Raw genomic sequence first — 19,076 nt, 5'->3', positions numbered from 1 at the left:
CATGAGAAGCATCTATCTGCTGACATTTATCGGTGCGATCATTACAGGTATTGCGTATTTTCGCATGGATAACCAGAGCATGAGGAAATTAAGACGCAATCTATTTGTTGGTGGTACCTTTTCACGCTTATTAGCAAAACAATTTCTGCGGAGAATTGGTTTTGCAAGGTAACACTTTTTTAGGGTAATAAAAACCTAATATAGCACGGCCTTACCAGTATAACCAAAGGTAAGGTCGTGCTTATTTTTGATTAATAAAGTGTAAATTTAGATTATTCCATATAGTACTTGTTATTGAAAAGTTATTCTTATATGATCATTTTAGACCATAGACCTTCCTGTTAGAAGTGAAGGTTTCTTCTCTTAGAGAATAGGTATAAAGGAAAATGCTGTTCGAGGTCAGATCATACTTCAGAGACAGAATTCAAAACTTCAAAGTGCTGTGGATCACACGAGCAGCGATCAAATGGATGCTTCTTGCAGCCGTGTTCAATGCTGCTGGTGGGGGATTTATTTCCTCTTCTCTCCCCCTGATCCTGGCTAGAAGAGAACAGAGCGAATATATTCCTGCTCTTCTGACTGTAATTAATTTGGGGTATCTTACTGGTATGCTGTCCTACACGTTGGTCAGTATGAAATGGAAGATTCCACATATCAAGGTAAGTTTCGTCTGTATCATCTCGTCTGCTCTGCTCATTCCTTTCTATGCTTCATCAAGCATGAAGGTAATGATCATGGTGGTCGGTTTGAGAACGGCAGTCGATGGAGTCCTTTTCATCGCTTCTAATACGATGTTTAGGAGTTTCTTGCCAAAGAATCCACAGGAACATATTGGATTCACCTTTGTGCGTTCTACACTTTGGGCGTTCGTTTGGGCTGTGATGAGAGCTGTTGGCTATCGTTATGTCCAGAGTGATTATCCACTGGTCATTTGGAGCTCTATCGGGGGTCTGTTGATTTTGATGGGCTTGATTCCCATGATCATCGCCTTTCGGGTTCAAGAGCCTGAGCCTATCCAAAACAATAAAGAGGATAGTGCTACAAGAAGCTCTTCTGTAAATCTTCCGACTAATCCTTTAATGATTGTTCTAATTGTTCTGTCCTCTTCAGCGATTGTAACTGGCCTTAATAAAGGCAGCCAAAATTACGTACCTCTCTATCTCGACTCACCGCAACGGGCAGGGGTAGTGATGACAGGAGATACAATTGGTCTAATTCTTGGCGGGATCTTGGCATCTTTCCTTTCTAGCCGGTGGGTAAATCGTGTCATCAAAGCAATCTATGTAGTCTTGACGACAATTTCATTGGTTTTTTCGATGACCAATAACGAAGTCGTCTTGTTTTTTGGGTTGCTGGTATCGGCAATGGCTTTTGCGTTGAACAGCCAAATTATCGGTCAGCGTATGTTTGTCAGCCTAAAAAATAAGACAATGGCGACAGCGCTTCCGATTATTTCTGATTTCTTGTTAATGGCACTGCTAGTTTGGGGATATGGTACCATTGGCGTCAAGTACGGGTACGGTACCATGTATTTGTGGATGGTGCCACTGGGGCTACTTTCTTTGATCACGTTTAAGTGGCTGAAGCCCTTTTTGGAACATTCGGATAAGTAGTCTCTCCTTCACCTCGTTCCAGTTTATAGGGACGAGGTGAATCCGTTTTTTCATGTTTCTAAAAACGTATTGGAGAATTCTGGACAAACTATTTGTTGGTAGTACCTTTTCACGCTTATTAGCAAAACAATTTCCGCGGAGAATTGGTTTTACAAAGTAACACATTTTTAGGGTGAGTTAATAATACCCAATAAAGCAGGACCTAACTGGAAACGGTAGGTCGTGCTTATTTTTTATGCCATGTGCCAGTATAAATTAGCATATGGTTGAAGTTGTTGATCAAAGCGTTAAATAAAAAAAGTGAATTCAGATAATTAATTAAACTCCTATTGTCATTGGAAAATAGTTCTTATATGATTATTTTAGACCATAGACCTTCACTGTTGAAAGTGAAGGTTTCTCCTCTTAGAGAATAGGTATAAAGGAAAATGCTGTTCGAGGTCAGGTCCTACTTCAGAGACAGAATTCAAAACTTCAAAGTGCTGTGGATCACACGAGCAGCGATCAAATGGGTGCTTCTGGCAGGCGTGCTCAATGCTGCTGGTGGGGGATTTATTTCCCCTTCTCTCCCCCTGATCCTAACTAGAAGAGAGCAAAAAGAATACATTCCTACTCTTATGGCTGTGTATATTTCTGGGTTTCTTATTGGCATGCTGTCCTATGCGTTGGCCAGTATGAAATGGAAGATTCCTCATATCAAGGTGAGTTTTGTCTTTATCATCTTGTCGGCTCTGCTCATTCCTTTCTATGCTTTATCAAGCATGAAAGTAATGATTATGGTGGTCGGTTTGAGAATGGTAATCGATGGAGCCCTTTTCATCGCTTCTAATACGATGTTTAGAAGTTTCTTGCCAGAGAATCCACAGGAACATATCGGATTCACATTTATGCGTTCTACTCTTTGGATTTCCGCTTGGGCTGGATTGAGAGATGTTGGCTATCGTTATGTCCAGAGTGGTTATCCGCTGGTCATTTGGAGCACTATCGGGGGATTGTTGATTTTGACGGGCTTGATTCCCATGATCATTGCCTTTCGGGTTCAGGAGCCTGTACCTATTCAAAACAATAAAGAAGATAAGGATACAAGAAGCTCTTCCGAAAATCTACCGACTAATCCTTTGATGATTGGTCTGATCGTTCTCGCCGCTTCAGCGGTAGTAACTGGCCTTGATGCATGCAACGTAATTTACGTGCCTCTCTATCTCGACTCATCGCAATGGGCAGGGGTAGTGATGACAGGAGGTACAATTGGTTATATTGTTGGCGGGATTTTGGCATCACTTCTTGCCAGTCGGTGGGTAAATCGTGTTATCAAAGCAGTCTATGTAGTTTTGATGGTGGTTTCATTGGTCTTTTTCATGACCAATAACCAAGTCATCTTGTTTCTTGGGTTGCTGGTGACGGCAATTTCTACTACATTGAACAGGCAGATTGTCGGTCAGCGTATGTTCGTCAGCTTAAAAAATAAGACAATGGCAACAGCGCTTCCAATGCTGTCTGAAGAGTTGATAACGGTGCTGGCAGTGTGGGGATATGGTACCATTGGCGTCAAGTACGGGTATGATACCATGTATTTGAGCATGGTACCAATGGGGCTGCTTTCTTTGGTTGCGTTCAAGTGGCTGAAGCCCTTTTTGGAACATTCGGATAAGTAATCTCTCCTTCACCTCGTTCATGATCCACATGAACGAGGTGAATCTATTTTCATGATGTAACTGATTTCATTTCAAGGGGAATGGAGATAAAACATGAAAGAAATCAATGCTTTTTGATTGTTTCGATGATAGAATTAAAATGGATTTCAGTGAGCGGATTGCAAACTGGGATCATCCCACAAGAGACAAGAGAAGGGAATAACGTGTTCACTGCTGTAGATATCATTCGCAAGACAGTAGGCGGTCAGCCGCTGTCCGAAGAGGAGATCGAGCTTCTCATCAGGGAGTACACCTCTGGGGCGGTCACGAACGAGCAGATGAAGCCGTGGCTCAAGGCCGTGTACCACAACGGGCTCAGCGAGGAAGAAACCACCTCTCTGGCCCTCGCCATGGCAAGGTCCGGCGACATGGTGAATCTTGCCAGCATCAAGGGAAAGACGGTGGATAAGCACTCCACTGGCGGTGTAGGAGACAAGATCACGCTGATTCTCCTGGCGATGGTGGCTGCTGCGGGTGGCAAGGTGGCCAAGGCATCTGGTGCTGAACTCGGACACACCGGCGGAACGCTCCGTAAGGTACAGGCTCTCGGTATGAGGACGAATCTGGAGGAGCAGTTCTTCACCAAGTCGGTCAACGAGATTGGTGCTGCCCTCACGGGACAGACTGCCAATCTGGCACCTGCGGACAAGAAGCTGTATGCACTGCGGGATGCCACAGGGTGTGTGGAATCCACCCCGCTGATTGCCAGCAGCATCATGTCGAAGAAGATCGCCTCAGGGGCGGATGCCATCGTTCTTGACGTCAAGTGTGGATCGGGTGCGCTCATTCCTGACTTGGAGAATGCCCGTGAGCTGGCAGAGATGATGGTGTCGATCGGCAAGCTGTCGGGTCGTCAGGTCGTGGCATTGCTCACCAGCATGAATCAACCACTCGGCCATTCCATCGGTAATGCGCTTGAGGTGTACGAAGCGATCGAAGTACTCAAGGGACGTGGACCGGCTGATGTGGTTGACCTGACGGTCGTCACCAGCGCCTACATGCTGTACTTGGGGAAAGTGGTTGGTTCTTACGAGGAGGGAGTGGAACGCTCTCGTCGGAACCTCGAAAATGGATCAGCTTTCCACAAGATGGTGAGGATCGTCGAAAATCAGGGTGGCGATCCAAGTCTGTTGCTCCATCCGGAAAAGATGCTTCGAGCTTCTCAGATGGACGTCCTTTCTCCTACGTCGGGCTTTGTCCAAGCGATGGACACCAAGGAGATCGGTTTCTGTGCTCGGGATCTCGCTGGAGGACGGGATAAGGAAATCACCGACCTCAGCGCGGGCATCTGGCTACACAAGAAGATCGGCGACGAAGTGAAGGCGGGAGAGCCACTGGCAACCCTGTACTACAACGACTCGGGACTCGGAGAAGTAGCAGAGCAGAAGTTCCCCGGTACGTACACGATCGGTGCGGAGTACATCACACCTCCTCCGCTGATCCACGATGTACTGCGGTAGTGAGCAAATCAAAAAAATAGAGAAACCCAAGACCCTGTAACAGGGCATGTGGCGGGTCATCCATGCAAATGGGTGGCCCGTCCGACGTTAGCAGAGGAGCGGATACATTTTGATACATATACCAAAGTTTGTGTTTGCGGCTACTAGTGACGCCAAAGGAAAAGATAATGAAGTAAAATTCGGCGGATTACCTGTTGGTTTACCTATAGAGAAATGGCCAGTTTGCAAAGAGTGTGAGGCACTCATGAGTTTCTTATTTCAAATGAAACACCATCCAAAGCGACTCCCGCTTGGGAAAGAAGGTCGTGTTTTGTATCTGTTCCAATGTGAAAGTGAAGAAGGATGCAGTACATGGGAAGCAGACGGTGGTTGCAACAAAGTTCTCATTCTAGAACCGGAAGATTGGAACAATAATCCGATCACAGAGTTACCAGATGAACACATCATGATGCTTCCTGATCTGTCTGTAACGGCTTGGGAAACAATGGAGGAGATAAGTCAGGAGAATTGGACGCATTTTGGAGGGACACCGATCTGGATACAATCTGATGAAGAAATGGGGGGGAATTATCAATTTGCTGTGCAATTAGATCACGGATTTCGTGTGAAAGCAACTGATCTTTCGGAGCTGCCGATTGGAGACACATCGGAATACGATGGAAAAAAATCGTACCAGTTACAAGTAGGAGAAGATGATTTTATTTGGATTTCAGAACTAGGTTCAAATGAGTATTTTTGTCCATTTGCAAACTTTGGAGACAGCGGATCAGGTTATGTCTTTGTAGACGCAGACAGCAAAAGTCCGTCTGGTAAATTGATTTGGCAATGCTACTAATAAATAAAATAAGTGCTTTGAAGATAAACCGACTTTTGGACATAATCTAGGGAAAATTTTCGTATCCTAACAACAATGAGGTGAACGGATATGGAGAAACTTTTACAGTCCCGTTTTTTCCAACTGTCGGTATTTCTGTTTGTTCTATTAGGTAGCGTTTATTTACTCATCCAACTAGGTTCTTTGTTTCACCATATCGGATTTTTTCTAAAAGCAGTTTGTGTGCCCTTTTTTTTAGCTGTCTTTATTGCCTACTTGCTGCATCCCATTGTCAATTTGTTAGCACGGCGAAAAATGCCGCGTTTTATGGCGATTCTGCTTATTTATGTTGTTTTTCTACTCTCGATAACGGTGTTGATTATAAATTTATTTCCCATTTTAGAGAAGCAAGTTTATCAACTGGTAATGCATCTTCCACAATGGAATGAGCAATTTAATTCGTTATGGCACAAATATCATGACCATAGTGAAGATATATTGCCACACAACATGCATATCAAACTAGAACAAATGGTTGCAGGAATAGAACAAAAAGTGAGCAATTGGATGGCTGGATTGATGGGAAGCTTGGGGGATCTGTTGAATCAGATTTTCTTGTTGCTCATTATTCCATTTTTGTCCTTTTACATGTTAAAAGATATTGATCGAATTGAAAGTTTTTTTCTAACCATGTTACCCAAACAGCGAAGAGGAGAGATAGCTCGGCTGTTTCGAAGTATTGATTTAGTTTTAGGAAATTATATACGCGGTCAGTTTATCGTCTGTTTTATCATTGGGATATTAGCTTTTATTGGTTACAAAATAATAGGACTTCCCTATGCCTTTTTGTTTGCCTTTTTTGTTGCTCTGTTTAATGTCATTCCTTATGTAGGTCCTTTTTTTGGTGTAATTCCAGCTATTTTATTAGCTTGTACCATCTCATTTAAGATGGCACTCGGGACAGTCATTGTCAATTTGGTCATACAAATATTAGAAGGAAATATCATATCTCCGCAAATTGTGGGAAGATCCCTTCGTCTTCACCCCTTAGCGATTATTTTTGCTTTATTAGTGGGAGAGGAGATAGCAGGTGTCTGGGGGCTATTACTAGCAGTTCCAACCTTAGCGGTTGGGAAGGTTGTCTTTGAATTTGTTGTCACCTCTTACCTTCATCATAAAACGGATTAAAAGAATAGACATGGATTTGCCCATGTCTATTCCTGAAAGTCCAGATATTTCAAATACATCATCTAAACAAAATGACGACTATCTTAGGTATAATAGGTAAAAGTTTTTAAGTCTTATGGGGAGGATAGTCATGTCGATGTTTACTAAAAGAATAGCAGCGAAAGATGATCTGCCAAGAATCGTAGAAATTTATAACAGCACTATACCAAGTAGAATGGTCACTGCTGATCTAACCCCAGTTACGATAGAGGAACGAGAGGATTGGTTTGCTGGGCATAACCCATACGATCGGCCATTATGGGTTTATACTACTGACCAAAATGAGATAGCAGGATGGTTAAGCTTTGAAAACTTCAATCAAAGAGCTGCGTATAAGAAAACTGCTGAACTCAGTATTTATTTAGATGAGAAATTTCGTGGGCAGGGTTTAGGAAGTATCATCTTGGAAGAAGCCATTCAAGCAGCATCTAGCCTATATGCAGAGACTTTAGTAGGTCGTATTTTTGGTCATAATACACCTAGTATAAAACTGTTCGAGCGCTTTGGTTTTGAAGAATGGGGATATTTACCACAAATAGCAGAACTTGATGGAGAAAAACGTGACCTTGTTATTATGGGCAAACATATCACAACATAGAGAACTAAATTTTCCAACAGAAACATCACCTAGTATATATACTAGGTGATATTTCTGTTAAACGACTTTATTGACATAAGGAATTTTCACGATTATAGATGCAAGTAAAAAACAAGTGATAGTTCCTAGGCAGCCTACTGTCAAAAATTTGAACAGAGGTTGAAGTGATGTGCCCTTAAGTAATAATGCATATCCTACTAAGATAATCGGATGAATGATATATACGGTAAAAGCTGACCTTGATAGATTTGCCCAAAGTGCCCCAGCTTCATTGGCATATTTTCGGAACAGGGCTATTAGTCCCAAACAAATACCGAACGAAATCAAAGCTTCCCACATCGCATAAGAAAATGCTAGAAGGTTGAATCCCCCATTTGTATTTCCTTGAAAAAAGAGTAAACTAAGCGGGAAGAGTGGAGAAACAATGGCAAAACACGATACCCATTGCTTTGTTGTCTTTTTTGGAATGTTCTTTAGCCAATGTTTTCTTCCGGCCATGATTCCGGTGTAAAACAGTAACAAATAAGATGGAAGATAAGCGATTTGGATGCCCCAAATCCAAAAACCAATGGGATATACCAGACGGATCATAAAGGTAATAATACCTAATAATATAGCCGTGAAAAAAAGCTTTTTTGAAGAAGGAAATGGTTGTTCCTCACTGGAAGGATGTTTTTTCCAGATTAATCGAAAGAATACATAGATTAGAGTAAAGATCAATAACACTTCTACAAACCAGATAGGACCCGTTTCTACACTTTGCAAACTTAAAATTTTTGTTTTATAAAAGGTCCAAAAATTAAGTTTTTCTTTCGAAGCCATATACTGGACAATTGGGCTTAGGATGAACAAATACACCAAGATAGGGATACCTAACCGGAGCAGTCTATCTTTTACAAATAGGCGGGGTTTCTTGCGGTCAAGAGAAACAGGTGTAAAATAACCAGCTAAAAAGAAAAAGAAACCCATGAAAAAGGCTTGATTGATAGCTATAAAAAAGGTGAGGATATAAGAGGTTACTGTTTGCTCATGTCCCATATCTGATACATACCATACTCCTTCTAGAGGAGTATAGGGTAGTGCTGCATGATGAAAGAGAACCAGAATCGTTAGAAATACCCGAATATGATCCAAATAATAAATACGATTTTTCATGATCACACATCCTTGGTGTCATACATCTGTTGATATTTTCTTTTTATCACAGTTGTGATAAAAAAATCAAGTAAAACCGATACAAAAACAGCAAAAAAGGTACAAACCAATGCTTACTGTTTGCATATCGATTTTAAATGGGTTTGAAGCGTTTTTTTGATAATATTTTTGGTTTTAGAATTTGGTTCTATGTTCCAATGAGTAGACAAACCATTTACTAATGAATGTAATCTTTCTATTTCGATTTCTAAGTCTAGATTTTCAGCTAATAAATTACACTGTCTTAATAAGTCAATATAAGTAGCTTGCATATGTCGCACAAATTGAAATATACGTATAGATATATCTTCTAAATTTGGTTGCTTTTTTGTATAGGTGATAATCTCGTACCAAGTAGCCATATTCCTCTGATCTGTTTCATCCATTGGCATTATCTCAGCTACCAGTTGATCGATTACTTCATCACGAGATAAGGACAAATCAATTTGCGATAAAATATGCTGATGTACGTTTTCTCCTGCCGAACGGATACAGGTTCTCAGCAATTCGCTTTGCGTTGGGAAGTAGTATCGGATAGAACCTGTGGAGAGTTTCATTACATCAGCAATTTTTCTCACAGAAACCTCTTCGATTCCTTTGTTTTGAATGATCTCCCATGCAGCTTGTACAATTTCTTTTTTCCGGGTATCATGATTTACCATTTTTGGCATAAAAATCGCACCTCCTCCCTTGTCCAGTTTACCATCATGCTATGTTAGATCTGCTAATAATACAATACAAGAGATAATAGAGAGACTCAAATTCATACCAGACAGTGAGATAAAAGAACATTTTTATCAAGGGAAAAAACATCACTAATAAATGATAGTATTTTTGTGCTTTTTGTGTATAATAGAAACGATAATTCTATATTTGCATACAAAGATGGAACCAAGCTCTATAAACAACTGTAAGAGAGGAGAACCCTTGGCTGTGAGGTTTTCTCAGTGAGATTATGGAGGTAGCCAGTTCTATGAGTTAGCAGTTAATAACTGCCGGCAAAAAGCCGTTATCGATACATGAAGTGACTACGTAAGTAGTAATTAGGGTGGTACCACGGGCCTGCTCGTCCCTTGTTTAGGGATGAGTGGGCTTTTTTTGTATCGATTTCGCTTAATAGGAAAGGGTGTAAAGCATGAAAGCAGATGAAATTCGTCGTAAATTTTTGGATTTTTTCGTGGAAAAAGGTCATCAGATTGAGCCAAGTGTATCATTGGTTCCTGTAGATGATCCTAGCTTATTATGGATTAATTCTGGTGTAGCAACGTTAAAAAAATATTTTGATGGACGTTTAGTACCAGAAAACCCCCGTATTGTTAATGCACAGAAATCAATCCGTACCAATGATATTGAAAACGTTGGTTATACAGCAAGACACCATACATTTTTTGAAATGCTAGGTAATTTTTCTATCGGAGACTACTTTAAAAAAGAAGCCATCGCGTGGGCTTGGGAATTTCTCACTAGCCCAAAATGGATGGGGCTCTCTCCTGATAAATTGTATGTTACGATTCATCCAGAAGACGATGAAGCTTACCAGCACTGGCATGAAGACATTGGATTGCCAGCAGATCATATTGTGAAGCTGAAGGAAAACTTTTGGGATATCGGAGAAGGACCGAGTGGTCCAAATTCGGAGATTTTTTATGATCGTGGAGATAAGTATGGGGACCTCAGTGATCCAGAGTGTTATCCAGGTGGAGAGAATGAACGTTATCTAGAGATTTGGAACCTCGTTTTCTCCCAGTTTAATCATAATCCAGACGGTTCATATACACCACTTCCAAATAAGAACATCGATACAGGAATGGGCTTAGAACGAATGGCTTCTGTGATGCAAGATGTGCCAACTAACTATGATACAGAGCTCTTCCAGCCGACGATCCAGACCATATGTAAACAAGCTGGTGTAACTTACGGAGCAACAGAAGAAGTGGACATTGCCCTAAAAGTCATTGCGGAACATGCGAGAACGGTTGTATTTGCCATTGCTGACGGCGTTTTACCATCAAATGAAGGCCGTGGTTATGTCCTCCGCCGTCTCTTGCGCCGGGCTGTCCGATATGGTCGCAAGCTGGGACTAAAAAGACCATTCTTATATGAATTAACGGGTGTAGTCGCAGAGATTATGAAAGATTATTATCCAGAACCATATGCTGGGCAAGAGTTTATCGAGAAAGTAATTCGTAATGAAGAAGAAAGATTTTTAGAAACACTGACAGATGGTTTGCGTATATTGGGTGAATGGGTCGACAAGGCAAAAGCGGAAAATCGAGATAGTTTAACTGGGTTGGAAGCATTTAAGTTATATGATACGTATGGATTTCCAATTGATTTAACAGAAGACTTTGCAAGGGAACACGAGCTTAAAGTAGATCGAGATGCTTTTGAAGAAGAGATGCAAAGTCAGCGAAATCGCGCGCGTGCTGCTAGATCAGAAGGTAATAGTATGCAAGTTCAAGGTGGTGCGATTGCAAATCTGGAAGTAGACACTGTATTTGTTGGTTATGAACAAGATACGAGTCTTACTTTGATTGCTGCCATTATCAGAGATGGGGAAGAAGTAGACAGCTTACAAGAGGGGGATAAGGGAATTCTCGTGCTGAAAGAATCTCCTTTCTATGCAGAAAGTGGGGGGCAAGTAGCTGATTTAGGCAGTATAAGGACAAAAGAAGCTTTGGCTGAAGTTACCGATGTGCAAAAGGGACCTCATGAAGAACACCTGATATCTGTCGTAGTCAGAGATGGTATTTTGCAGAAAAATCAAGAGGTAATCGCAGAAATAGCGAAAAATCTTCGCCAAGCAACAGTGAAGAATCATACTGCTACACATTTGCTACACAAAGCTTTAAAAGAAGTATTAGGAAACCATGTCAACCAAGCAGGATCATTGGTCGCACCTGATCGTCTGCGATTTGATTTTTCTCATATTGGGGCAATGACAGAAGCAGAAATTCAGTTAGTAGAACAAAAAGTAAATGAACAAATTTGGTTGAATATACCTGTGACGACAAGCATAAAACCATTGGACGAAGCAAAAGCAATGGGAGCTATGGCACTGTTTGGAGAAAAATATAAAGCGGAAGTTCGTGTCGTACAAGTTGGGGACTATAGTCTGGAGCTTTGTGGTGGCACACATGTGCAAAACACAAGTGAAATCGGTTTGTTTAAAATTTTAAGTGAAAGTGGAATTGGGTCTGGAGTAAGGAGAATAGAGGCTGCAACGGCGAAACGTGCCTTTGAATATTTGGAACAACAATTTACTATTCTCAAATCCAGTGCTCAGCTTTTGAAAACAAACCTTCATGATGTTCCTGCACGTATTGCTCAGCTTCAAGAATCAGTCAAAGATGTGACACGTACCAATGAATCTTTGTTAGCGAAGCAAAGTCAATCTGCTGCTGTAGAACTACAGAACCAGTGGATGGAAATCGATGGAGTGCCAGTTCTTGCGGCTAGGGTAGATGCTCCAGATATGGATAGCCTTCGTAAAATAATGGATGATCTAAAAGAAAAAAGAGATGGTATTATTGTACTTGGAGCCGTTCATGATAATAAAGTAAATTTTGTTGCTTCTGTTGCATCAAATTATGTTCAAAAAGGGTTCCATGCGGGTAAATTAATAAAAGAGGTTGCTTCTATTTGTGGTGGCGGTGGCGGTGGCCGACCAAACATGGCGCAAGCTGGCGGAAAGCAACCAGAAAAATTGCAAGAAGCATTACAACAAGTTAAAGTTTGGGTCACGGAAAAAAAGGACATTCGAGCTTAAAACCGAAAAAGGTAAATAGCTGCTGATCCACACAGAAAAAAGGGGCTGAGATGATCCGTGGATGAAACGAGAAAGTTTCAGTTTCAACTGGGAAATAAGTCGAGTGTAAAACAAATATTGACACTTGTTTACCATTCTTTAGAGGAAAAAGGATACAATCCTATCAACCAAATTGTTGGTTACTTGATTTCTGGAGACCCTGCTTATATTCCCCGCCATAATCAAGCAAGGTCGTTGATTAAGAGTGTAGATAGAGATGATATCATTGAAGAGTTGGTAAAATCATATCTAAATCCAGACCAGTAAAACGTTTGTTTTTGTAGTGAAAGTAAATTCCCTTTTGGGAGGATAGCGATGGTTAGGGTTATAGTCCGGCCATCGCTCCTAATAATAACTTTACAAACATATATTCTGTTGGTAAACTCAATAAATATGATGGAAAAATCCTACATAGAGCTCGACAGGGAACATTGCTCATTTTAGTCATCTAAATAGATGGAGTTTTCAATGGAGAGGGTTGTTTGGTAGTTTTAGCAAAGAAGGACCGTTTGTAATGGTGAGAATTTTAGCTTTAGATTTGGGTGAAAGACGTATTGGGATTGCAGTGAGCGATCTCTTAGGGTTAACAGCACAAGGACTGGAAGTTATTGACAAGAAACAAACCCCTGATTGGCTGCATCGTCTAGATACCCTTATCCAAGAATATGAAGTAGGAAGAATCGTTGTCGGTTTTCCGCGAAACATGGATGGCACCATTGGATCAAAAGGTGAAGCTAGCAAACAGGTTGCAGATATGCTGAAAGAACGTTATGCTCTTCCTGTAGACTTATGGGACGAGCGTCTATCCACTGCGGCTGCGCAAAGGTCTTTGATCAAGGCTGATGTGAGCAGGAAAAAAAGAAAACAAGTAGTAGATCAAGTAGCCGCACAATGGATATTACAAGGCTATTTAGATGCAAATAGGGGGAAATACCAATGACAGAACATGAAGTAGATATCATCACAATCTCACAAGAAGATGGCGGAGAAGAGGATTTTGAGGTAGTTACTTATTTTGAAAATCCATCTACAGGTATCAAGTATGTTTTTCTCGTACCAACAAGTGCTTCGGAAGAAGAAGAACAAGATGTGTATCCTTTCCGATACTCCGAAAATGGAGACGATCTCGTACTATCTCCTGTAGAAGATGATGCTGAATGGGAAATGTTAGAAGAAGTATTGCAAACCTTACTTGATGCTGAAGAAATCTAAGGAGTAAGTGGATATGAAAGAAGTGACTCATTTACGGGATAAGTTAGAAGATGGTATGTCCTATGTACATACCAGGTCTGCGGGAGAGGAGATCTTGCGGGTTCTTCACGAAGTAGAAGTAAATGGGGTACACTATGCCTTTATGCAAGGAACTCAGCACGGTGTTGGGGAAGCATATTTATATGAAGTGTTAGCAGATGGACAAATTGGTGAAATTGAGACGGCAGATGAATGGGAAAATGTACTGGATGCTGTTCATTACCATCTGAATACTTACTATGATTGACAAATAACGAGGAATATTCCTCGTTATTTTTATTTTTAAGTATGTTAACATAGAAACTAGCACTTTAATCAACTCCCATCCTAGGGTCTTGCATGTCAGTTTTTCATGTGGGAAAGGTTGTATGAGAGGAAGTTCTTGATGAAGTGGTTTCTTCGCATTATTCTAACGTTTGTTTTACTTGCTGGTTGGATCATTACAGGCTACTACTTTATTGATTGGACACTTGAATCCCCGTCTCGATCAAAAGCAGTGGAAATTGATATCGAGCCAGATTCTTCGTTAAAACAGATAGGGAGCATCTTAAAAAGTAAAAACTTAATTCGAGAAGATTGGTTTTTTCGTTATTATGCCGTTTACCGGCAGAGAACAAATCTCCTCGCAGGGTCATATGAGATTAAGTCTAATGAAAATTTAGATGAAATTTTAAATAAGATTGCTATCGGAAAGCAAGACCTTATTAAAGTAACCATCCCTGAAGGAAAAAACGTGAATGAAATTGCAAATATTTTACAAGTGAAAGGTTTTTCCAAAGAAGATTTTTTAAAGGCAGTTAATCGTCCGAATAATAAAGATCTATTTACTTTTGAGCAGGAAATTAAGAAAACGCCAGCTCGAAAATATAAGTTGGAAGGATATCTTTTCCCAAGTACATATGAGTTCCATCGAGGAGAGTCTGGTGAAGAAATCGTTAGTGAAATGGTGCGTCAATTTGCAAAACGAATGAATGAGTTGGATGCTAGGAATAAATTGATCAATTCGAATTCGAAGTACAATATTGATCAATGGGTTACGATCGCTTCTCTGATTGAAAGGGAAGGTCGAGTACGGTCAGAGTTACCGATCATTTCTGGGGTTATCTACAATCGTTTAAAAATTCATATGCCACTTCAAGTGGATGCATCGATCATATATGCCTATAGTTTAAATGGGATCATAAAGAAAAAATTAGGCCATAATGACACGAAACTGAGTAGTCCCTATAATACTTATTTGAATAAAGGCTTACCTCCAGGGCCGATATCCAATCCTGGTATAGAGGCACTGCAAGCTGCATTAGACCCTGATCAACATTCCTATCTGTACTATGTCACAAAACAAGATGGTACCAATACTCACTTCTTCAGTAAAACCTATAAAGAACAATTAGTAAAAATAGCACAGAGTAACAAAAATGAAAAATCAGCAAAGTAGATATACAGAACGGGTGATTTTTTGCCTGTTCTGTTGGTTTTTATTGATGAGATAGACTTAACGCGCTTGTTTGTTTCATAACTAAAAATTGTCTAGAAATGAGCAAATTAACTATCTATTTTTGGTCTTATTTTTATTCGTTTATCCCTGCTCTATATTGCCTAAGCTGGTAAGGTGGAGGAGTGGAAAGCAGATGAAAATTTGGCGTATATGGATAGTGCTTTTTTTGTTGGTAGGCTTACTCTCAGGCTTGATTTATCGACTTTACCAGATTCAAGTGAGTTCCACCCACTCTTTCTCTGTTGCCCAAAAAGATTTAGTAGCTCTTGCGGAAAAAGTCCAATCTAGGGAGATCATTTTGGATAGTAAGCGAGGTAAAATATTAGATCGAAATGGGAAGCCATTCGTCGGTGAATTGCAGTGGAGATTGTTTGTCTTTCCTCAAACTCGGGATCAGATTGACTTGAGAAGAGAACAGCTATCAAGACTGAGCTCTCTTTTGGGTGTTGCTTTTCAAACTTTTCAACAACAGTTGGTTTCGTTAAAAAAACCATCTGTATTTTCTCCTTATAAACTAACAATAGATCAAGTTAATATGATAGAATCGCTTCATATTCCTGGAATAATTGCAGTACAATCGGATAATCGAATGACAGAGGGAGAAGTAGCAAAACAAGTAATCGGCAGGCTGATTCGAAATGCATATGTGTTAAAAGATCGTTACCCAAAAGAAGTAGAGTCAGGCAAATTTTCGCTCCAATCTAGGTTTGGTATGACTGGTTTGGAATACGCTTTTGAGCGTTTTCTCCATGGTGAGGGCGAGAGCCTTGTTCGCTTTGTAACGGATGGCCGAGGGAAAGCGCTAAATGGTGTTCAGGTAAAAGTAACAGGTTCAAAGTCCAAACAAGCCAGCGATCCGAAAACGATTGTGACTACGTTAGATTTGACATTGCAAACCAAAGTGGAAGAAATAATAAAAGCAGCAAAAGTCGAAGAAGGCGCAGTAGTTGTACAAGAAATATCCACAGGAAATATACTTGCGATGGCAGGAGTTTCGGCTGCGAAAGATGAATCCCTAGCTCCATGGATCAATGAAGCATTGGTTGAAACAACACCTGGTTCTATTTTTAAAACGGTCGTTGCCGTAGCTGCTCTTGAAGAAGGTATCGCTTCACCAAAAACACCATATGTATGCAAAGGATCACTCGATGGTAAGTATCATCTGCGAGATGCAGATGGAGAAGTGCATGGCAAACAGACTTTTTCAGAGGCATATGCAAATTCTTGTAATATTGTTCTAGGTTCTGTTGCAGAAAAATTAGGTGGTGCAAAGTTACAAGCATACGCCAAGAGGTTAGGACTAGCCCAAAAAATAGGGTGGAGTGGTAAAATTCCAGGTGACGATAACTTTAGTCAATTACCGGAAGAGAGTACTGGTTTGATTTATGCGAAAAGCACTTCTTTACATGATCAAGGAGCAGCAGTACAGACTGGGATTGGACAGCGGGATGTTAAAGTTACTCCCCTTCAAGCAGTAAATATGATCACAGCATTGTTTCATCGAGGTATGCCGATCCAACCAAGATTGGTCACAGAAATTAAGGATGAGAACAATAAAAGTATCTGGAAATTTACCAATAAATATATACCAAATGCAAAAGCCCTAAAACCGAGTACGATAAATGCAGTAAAAAATATGATGCGGATGGTTGTTACAAAAGGGACAGCTCGTTCCCTATCACGAGATAACTGGCAATTGTCTGGAAAAACGGGGACAGCTCAAGTAGGTGTGGATAAATTGCTATACAACAAATGGATGATTGGATTTGCACCTTATTCCAAGCCTCAGTATGCCGTTTCCGTTGTTATAAAAAATGTCAAAGATTCGGGGGATAACCGAGCGAAGAAGATTTATCAGGAAGTGATGGATGTTTTACGTACCCTAACTCCGATGAAATGATCGAAGTTGCCGATGGGTACGCTTTCTCGTTTGTGTTAAGATGAGTAGGAATACATGAAGGAGGTGCAGGCTGTCCCACAGCCACATCGGTTTACAAAAGTTCCCATTGGCAACGGGTAACAGCAGGGATAGATGAAGATAACAGTCCATCTTAGTAAAGCAGAACTAGACCTGATTGAAGAAGCTTTATTGCAATATCAAAACTTATTGTTAAAATCTGATCATAATGATCCTTTGGTTGGTCAAGAGATCAGTTTATGCCGACGCGTTCTAGAAGAATTTGGGGTAGAGGAACTGGAAATAGATCAACAAGATACTAAGCCCGATTTATCAAATCCCAAACAGTACCCATTCTCCAATCCAAGATAGATAAAATCCCCGCTAATGTGCCGGGGATTTTCTATTTAATCTGCTGTATTTTTTCCAGCTGCATAGCCCGTACATAAGGCAGCTGTAATGTTGTAACCTCCTATATACTCCCACTTCTCTGCATCTTGTAACGACAATCCTTGCAATGTTTTAACGCGAATGAAGGTTTCATTAGAAGTAATCAGATCTTCTGTTTGGCGGGGAAATGAAACTCAACTTTTTGAATGCAGCATGCTGAGTTCGGAATTTATGGTATATTTAAAGTCCAACCATCATGCGGAAAAGGGAAGACTATGAGCTCTCTCGACAAACAGTCCAAACAGCCGTATGTCACGGACGAGCAGATATCCGCACAACAGGAGGAGCTTGTCCGTAAGATCCTCGAATACATCGAGCGAATGCATCACCTTCGCGGCGTGACGGAATCGTTCGCCTTCGGCTTGAACGAAATGATGTCGGATCTCACCAAGTCGCAGCGACTCCAAATCAGGAGCAAGGCTCTGGACTGCCTGCTCAATAGCTGATGGGCATTGGAACCCATAGGGTTTCTAGGGCGGACTGGATAACAGTCCACCCGCCTAATGTTATTGGTCAAGATTTAGAACAGAATAAATTAATGCTAATTTTATTCTTCTTACAAAGGAAGGCTGACTTTAGAGGATTACAAAAAACTTCAAATGAGATGTATCCAAATAAAAATAAAAGCAAAGGTTATAATTACAGTCAGAATTAGATAACTATAAGGACTCTTATTGTATGAAAACTAGTTTCATGATATAAAAAAACTATGTTCCAGCGAATGGCAGAGGAGCAATCACTGTGAAAACCCTCGATAACGAGGAGTGGAACGCTGAGGTTCTCAAACAGAATGAGAGTGGTGCCTTCGGACGTTTCATCATAGACCTTGCAGAGACCTGGGCCAACACTATGGAAACAAAGATGATTTCCGGAGCAAGGCTTGGAGCCATTGTTCTCACTTCCCTGAGGAAGGTGAATGACATGGACACTCTTTCTGAGCGTGCTTTTGTTGAGACCGTTCAACTTCTTGTAAAGCACTGGGAACACAGGGATCAACTGCACAAGTGGTACAAACTTTACTGTAAGTACAACTACAACAAGACCATTGTCCACTTGATTTGCTGGATGCGAAGAATTTGATAGCTCAAGCTAACGAATCTCACTTACTTTCGCCAAGAGAGTAGCGACCGATCTTGATCCCATTTTTGGTGTATCTAGGTCGGTCGTGTACTTTATAAAATTTATTCAATACATATAAATGTGGATCTCGTCGCAAATCTCTAAATTCTCCCTCAAAATGTAAAAATTTTAACCTTGTACGAGAAGCTTTCGTCTGAGAAAATAAAATAGCTAAATGGAAGAATGTCCACCCAACAACTAGGAGTGTTGGTAATGGGGCTTGTTGACAAGATCAAGGGTGCGGCCTATCAGGCTGCCACTTCTGTACACCAGGCGAAGCATGGTGACGGAAGCACCGAAGAGGACTTCCTGCGCCCGGCTGGAGACAAGGGGACCGAGATACTGGGGAAGATACGCGACGGCGAGAACCTTGACGACAGCCAGGAAAATGCATAGTTCCATTTAGTACCCAAGTGGTGTAGGTTCTCTGATCCCTATACCGGCTCCTGAGGG

General features: G+C 40.9%; 20 protein-coding genes. 18 read left to right on the top strand and 2 right to left on the bottom strand.

Annotated elements, in window-relative coordinates:
- Position 1 precedes the first annotated feature (1 nt).
- The 7 genes from AC5WOF_RS02080 (at position 2) to AC5WOF_RS02050 (ending at position 7,406) form a co-directional block, all read left to right on the top strand.
- Positions 2 to 172 carry a hypothetical protein gene (locus AC5WOF_RS02080; protein ID WP_496048295.1) on the top strand — a complete coding sequence of 57 codons (171 nt, stop codon included), beginning with the start codon at positions 2 to 4 and terminating at the stop codon, positions 170 to 172.
- A gap of 265 nt (positions 173 to 437) precedes the next feature.
- Positions 438 to 1,613, top strand: coding sequence for an MFS transporter (locus AC5WOF_RS02075; protein WP_496048294.1), 1,176 nt, complete (start codon positions 438 to 440; stop codon positions 1,611 to 1,613).
- A 479-nt stretch (positions 1,614 to 2,092) separates the two neighbouring features.
- Positions 2,093 to 3,268: an MFS transporter gene (locus AC5WOF_RS02070; RefSeq protein WP_496048293.1), complete on the top strand. Its 1,176-nt coding sequence runs from the start codon at positions 2,093 to 2,095 to the stop codon at positions 3,266 to 3,268.
- 80 nt (positions 3,269 to 3,348) lie between these two features.
- Positions 3,349 to 4,767, top strand: a complete 1,419-nt coding sequence (locus tag AC5WOF_RS02065) for a thymidine phosphorylase (RefSeq protein WP_496048292.1) — start codon at positions 3,349 to 3,351, stop codon at positions 4,765 to 4,767.
- Between the two features lie 109 nt (positions 4,768 to 4,876).
- Positions 4,877 to 5,602: a hypothetical protein gene (locus tag AC5WOF_RS02060; protein ID WP_496048291.1), complete on the top strand. Its 726-nt coding sequence runs from the start codon at positions 4,877 to 4,879 to the stop codon at positions 5,600 to 5,602.
- Positions 5,603 to 5,692: 90 nt separating this feature from the next.
- Positions 5,693 to 6,769, top strand: a complete 1,077-nt coding sequence (locus AC5WOF_RS02055; protein WP_496048290.1) for an AI-2E family transporter — start codon at positions 5,693 to 5,695, stop codon at positions 6,767 to 6,769.
- A gap of 130 nt (positions 6,770 to 6,899) precedes the next feature.
- Positions 6,900 to 7,406 carry a GNAT family N-acetyltransferase gene (locus AC5WOF_RS02050; RefSeq protein ID WP_496048289.1) on the top strand — a complete coding sequence of 169 codons (507 nt, stop codon included), beginning with the start codon at positions 6,900 to 6,902 and terminating at the stop codon, positions 7,404 to 7,406.
- Positions 7,407 to 7,463: 57 nt separating this feature from the next.
- Here the strand turns inward: AC5WOF_RS02050 and AC5WOF_RS02045 are convergent, their stop codons facing one another.
- Complete coding sequence (locus AC5WOF_RS02045; protein ID WP_496048288.1) at positions 7,464 to 8,561, bottom strand: acyltransferase family protein; 1,098 nt, start codon at positions 8,559 to 8,561, stop codon at positions 7,464 to 7,466.
- Between the two features lie 113 nt (positions 8,562 to 8,674).
- On the bottom strand, positions 8,675 to 9,271 hold the full coding sequence (locus AC5WOF_RS02040) for a TetR/AcrR family transcriptional regulator (RefSeq protein WP_496048287.1): 597 nt from the start codon (positions 9,269 to 9,271) through the stop codon (positions 8,675 to 8,677).
- A 464-nt stretch (positions 9,272 to 9,735) separates the two neighbouring features.
- Here AC5WOF_RS02040 and alaS point away from each other — a divergent pair, with 464 nt between their 5' ends.
- The 11 genes from alaS to AC5WOF_RS01985 all read left to right on the top strand — a co-directional run bounded on the left by alaS (position 9,736) and on the right by AC5WOF_RS01985 (position 19,019).
- Positions 9,736 to 12,369 (top strand): alanine--tRNA ligase, encoded by a 2,634-nt coding sequence (alaS, locus tag AC5WOF_RS02035; RefSeq protein WP_496048286.1) that lies wholly within the window; start codon positions 9,736 to 9,738, stop codon positions 12,367 to 12,369.
- A 57-nt stretch (positions 12,370 to 12,426) separates the two neighbouring features.
- On the top strand, positions 12,427 to 12,675 hold the full coding sequence (locus tag AC5WOF_RS02030; RefSeq protein ID WP_240873430.1) for an IreB family regulatory phosphoprotein: 249 nt from the start codon (positions 12,427 to 12,429) through the stop codon (positions 12,673 to 12,675).
- Between the two features lie 247 nt (positions 12,676 to 12,922).
- Positions 12,923 to 13,348: a Holliday junction resolvase RuvX gene (ruvX, locus tag AC5WOF_RS02025; protein WP_496048285.1), complete on the top strand. Its 426-nt coding sequence runs from the start codon at positions 12,923 to 12,925 to the stop codon at positions 13,346 to 13,348.
- Entirely contained in the window at positions 13,345 to 13,620 is a 276-nt protein-coding gene (locus tag AC5WOF_RS02020) for a DUF1292 domain-containing protein (RefSeq protein WP_240873432.1), read from the top strand. The genes ruvX and AC5WOF_RS02020 overlap by 4 nt, the downstream gene beginning before the upstream one ends.
- 13 nt (positions 13,621 to 13,633) lie before the next feature.
- A complete protein-coding gene (locus AC5WOF_RS02015; RefSeq protein WP_496048284.1) occupies positions 13,634 to 13,906 on the top strand; it encodes a DUF1292 domain-containing protein in 273 nt (90 codons plus the stop codon).
- A gap of 138 nt (positions 13,907 to 14,044) precedes the next feature.
- Complete coding sequence (mltG, locus tag AC5WOF_RS02010; RefSeq protein ID WP_496048283.1) at positions 14,045 to 15,097, top strand: endolytic transglycosylase MltG; 1,053 nt, start codon at positions 14,045 to 14,047, stop codon at positions 15,095 to 15,097.
- Between the two features lie 193 nt (positions 15,098 to 15,290).
- Positions 15,291 to 17,057, top strand: a complete 1,767-nt coding sequence (locus AC5WOF_RS02005) for a peptidoglycan D,D-transpeptidase FtsI family protein (RefSeq protein WP_496048282.1) — start codon at positions 15,291 to 15,293, stop codon at positions 17,055 to 17,057.
- Positions 17,058 to 17,189: 132 nt separating this feature from the next.
- Positions 17,190 to 17,426: a hypothetical protein gene (locus AC5WOF_RS02000; RefSeq protein WP_496048281.1), complete on the top strand. Its 237-nt coding sequence runs from the start codon at positions 17,190 to 17,192 to the stop codon at positions 17,424 to 17,426.
- Between the two features lie 293 nt (positions 17,427 to 17,719).
- The gene (locus tag AC5WOF_RS01995) at positions 17,720 to 17,950 is read left to right on the top strand and encodes a hypothetical protein (RefSeq protein WP_496048280.1); all 231 of its coding nucleotides are present in this window, start codon (positions 17,720 to 17,722) and stop codon (positions 17,948 to 17,950) included.
- Between the two features lie 295 nt (positions 17,951 to 18,245).
- Positions 18,246 to 18,584, top strand: a complete 339-nt coding sequence (locus AC5WOF_RS01990) for a hypothetical protein (protein ID WP_496048279.1) — start codon at positions 18,246 to 18,248, stop codon at positions 18,582 to 18,584.
- A 252-nt stretch (positions 18,585 to 18,836) separates the two neighbouring features.
- On the top strand, positions 18,837 to 19,019 hold the full coding sequence (locus AC5WOF_RS01985; RefSeq protein WP_496048278.1) for a hypothetical protein: 183 nt from the start codon (positions 18,837 to 18,839) through the stop codon (positions 19,017 to 19,019).
- The last annotated feature ends 57 nt before the right edge of the window (positions 19,020 to 19,076 follow it).

The organism is Shimazuella sp. NTD250 (assembly GCF_059510375.1).
The sequence above is the reverse complement of the archived record's forward strand: the minus strand, read 5'-3'. Positions and strand labels throughout refer to the sequence as shown.

Coding starts and splice junctions, on each gene's coding strand:
- AC5WOF_RS02055 (WP_496048290.1), top strand. CDS start 5,693: ATGGAGAAACTTTTACAGTCCCGTTTTTTCCAACTGTCGGTATTTCTG.
- alaS (WP_496048286.1), top strand. CDS start 9,736: ATGAAAGCAGATGAAATTCGTCGTAAATTTTTGGATTTTTTCGTGGAA.
- ruvX (WP_496048285.1), top strand. CDS start 12,923: ATGGTGAGAATTTTAGCTTTAGATTTGGGTGAAAGACGTATTGGGATT.
- AC5WOF_RS02040 (WP_496048287.1), bottom strand. CDS start 9,271: ATGCCAAAAATGGTAAATCATGATACCCGGAAAAAAGAAATTGTACAA.
- AC5WOF_RS02065 (WP_496048292.1), top strand. CDS start 3,349: ATGGAGATAAAACATGAAAGAAATCAATGCTTTTTGATTGTTTCGATG.
- mltG (WP_496048283.1), top strand. CDS start 14,045: ATGAAGTGGTTTCTTCGCATTATTCTAACGTTTGTTTTACTTGCTGGT.
- AC5WOF_RS02045 (WP_496048288.1), bottom strand. CDS start 8,561: ATGAAAAATCGTATTTATTATTTGGATCATATTCGGGTATTTCTAACG.
- AC5WOF_RS02020 (WP_240873432.1), top strand. CDS start 13,345: ATGACAGAACATGAAGTAGATATCATCACAATCTCACAAGAAGATGGC.
- AC5WOF_RS01995 (WP_496048280.1), top strand. CDS start 17,720: ATGAGCTCTCTCGACAAACAGTCCAAACAGCCGTATGTCACGGACGAG.
- AC5WOF_RS02050 (WP_496048289.1), top strand. CDS start 6,900: ATGTCGATGTTTACTAAAAGAATAGCAGCGAAAGATGATCTGCCAAGA.
- AC5WOF_RS01985 (WP_496048278.1), top strand. CDS start 18,837: ATGGGGCTTGTTGACAAGATCAAGGGTGCGGCCTATCAGGCTGCCACT.
- AC5WOF_RS02000 (WP_496048281.1), top strand. CDS start 17,190: ATGAAGATAACAGTCCATCTTAGTAAAGCAGAACTAGACCTGATTGAA.
- AC5WOF_RS02080 (WP_496048295.1), top strand. CDS start 2: ATGAGAAGCATCTATCTGCTGACATTTATCGGTGCGATCATTACAGGT.
- AC5WOF_RS02015 (WP_496048284.1), top strand. CDS start 13,634: ATGAAAGAAGTGACTCATTTACGGGATAAGTTAGAAGATGGTATGTCC.
- AC5WOF_RS02005 (WP_496048282.1), top strand. CDS start 15,291: ATGAAAATTTGGCGTATATGGATAGTGCTTTTTTTGTTGGTAGGCTTA.